Below are 1992 nucleotides of genomic sequence, written 5' to 3'. Positions count from 1 at the left end.
GATTTGGCGGCCGCAACCGCTTGCTCCAATTCGCCTGGCGAGGTCACATCGGCCGTGATGTTAAGCTGCTGGTCGTCTTGTTTGGGTTCGATGGTTCGATCGACCCCCACTACTTTGCCACCTAGCGCTATTATTTGAGCTGTCGTAGCCGCTCCGATACCCGAACCCGCTCCGGTGACTAGGAATGTTTTATCTTGCAGTGAGATCATATTCGGCCTTGTTTATAAGTAGGTAATGAGTTTGGCGAGATCCGGGCGCGCCCTCTCTTTAAGGGGTTCTTTATTGGTTCCAATGTAGATAAAGCCTGCGAGGCGTTCATGGTCCAAAAGGCCTAGAGCGCCCGCAATCGTACTATCGTAGGTCAGCCATTCGGTGATCCATTGGGCACCAAATCCAGACGCTTTGGCGGCCAACAGCAAGTTGTAGCAACACGCCCCACAGGCCAGTGTTTGCTCCCACTCAGGTGTTTTTCCGTCGTTTTTGGGGTTGTAGGCGACAGCAATAATTGTGGGCGCGCGCAACAAACGTGTCCGTTCAATATGTTGTAACGGCTCGGGCAATTCCGAGTTTGATTGCAGAGCGACTTGAAGACAAAGGTCGCCCAAGGCATTGCGTTTGTCACCTTCAATAACGATGAAGCGAAACGGGCTCAAGCGACGGTGATCGGGAACTCGAGCGGCAATGGTAAGCATGCGTTCTAGTTCTTGCTGTGTTGGGCCGGGAGACTCAAGATTCGTGGCAAGACTCGATCGTCGTGTCGTCAGAAATTCTAGTACGGGCTCAAGATTTTCGGGCGGTGGTATTTCCTCGCCCAAGTTGTATTGCGTCCACGGTGTCATATCTTTCTCCTTTTTATGAGCATTCTCTATTACCTCGAGTGGATTACAAGCATTTGGGTGCGAAAGTTATTCAATTTTTCGGTCTGAGTGCCGATAATTAGATGACTCAACATGGTTTATTTTTAGGGGCGTAACTGCTTGAAGCTCGGACTGCCAGCACTTGCATGGATCAGTGGCTATAACGAACGCGTTTTGGCTCGGGATCTAGTCGCGTCCGGGGTATTGATCGCCACCATGGTACCCCAAGCATTAGGTTTTGCCCTAGTTGCGGGTGTCCCCGTTCAAGTGGGTTTGTACTCTGCTATTTTGCCGGCCGTCATTTATGCTCTGCTTGGTACTGGGCGAACGCTTTCGGTCGGGCCGGTGGCCATCGTTTCAATTTTAACAGCCACGACGATCAACGAAGCGTCGTCCGTGTTAAAGCTGGATCCCTTACAGGTGATGGCGACTCTGACCGTCATTGTGGGTATTTCGCTGACATTACTGGGTTTGTTTCGTTTTGGGTTTATCGCCAATTTTCTGAGTCGCCCTGTGGTGTCGGGTTTTATATCGGCATCGGGCGTCGTCATAGCAGTCAGCCAACTGCCGGCCATATTGGGCATAAGCAATGGTGGTGAAACGGTACCGGATGTACTGTACGCCTTGATTGTTAGTGATGAAATTATCAGTCGTGAAAGTGTGTCGTTGGGGCTCTTGACGATCGCGTTTTTAGTGCTCGCTCGGCTGTTGATGATCGGCGTGATGGACGCGCTCAGCGTTGCCAAAGCCGTGACCTACTCCGCTGTCAAACTTTTGCCCTTGGTTGCACTGGTTGGCGCTTCTTATCTTGGGTTTCTGCTGGGTGTCGAAGAGCAAGGGGTGGCCGTGTTGGGTGCCGTTCCTTCAGGTGCCCCGCCACTCTCGGCCCCCACATTAAACCCTAACCTGTGGTTGCACTTAGCCCCTCCTGCCTTCCTCATCGCTGTTATCGCCTACGTAGAGTCTATTTCCACAGCTCGGAAGCTCGCAGCGAATCGCCGTGAGCGCGTATCGCCCGACCAGGAGCTACTTGGTTTAGGCGCGGCCAATCTAGTCTCCGCGTTTTCGTCCGGTCTCCCCGTTGCTGGCAGCTTGGCACGATCGCTCGCCAACTATGACGCCGGCGCTCGTACGC

Annotated in this window: 3 protein-coding genes; 1 reads left to right on the top strand and 2 read right to left on the bottom strand. The window is 53.0% G+C overall.

What is annotated here, in order from left to right; translation table 11 throughout:
* Together ACTF5Z_RS12030 and ACTF5Z_RS12025 are read right to left on the bottom strand one after the other, a co-directional pair.
* The coding region (locus ACTF5Z_RS12030) for an SDR family NAD(P)-dependent oxidoreductase (RefSeq protein WP_438985844.1) at positions 1-209 on the bottom strand (209 nt) is incomplete at its 3' end.
* A 12-nt stretch (positions 210-221) separates the two neighbouring features.
* Positions 222-839, bottom strand: a complete 618-nt coding sequence (locus ACTF5Z_RS12025; RefSeq protein WP_438985843.1) for a nitroreductase family protein — start codon at positions 837-839, stop codon at positions 222-224.
* 138 nt (positions 840-977) lie between these two features.
* On the opposite strand from ACTF5Z_RS12025, the gene ACTF5Z_RS12020 reads away from it, so the two are divergent.
* On the top strand, positions 978-1992 hold a 1015-nt coding region (locus ACTF5Z_RS12020), incomplete at its 3' end, for a SulP family inorganic anion transporter (protein ID WP_438985842.1).

This window comes from Aequoribacter sp. (genome assembly GCF_965659035.1).
Classification (GTDB): domain Bacteria; phylum Pseudomonadota; class Gammaproteobacteria; order Pseudomonadales; family Halieaceae; genus Aequoribacter.
The sequence above is the reverse complement of the archived record's forward strand: the minus strand, read 5'-3'. Positions and strand labels throughout refer to the sequence as shown.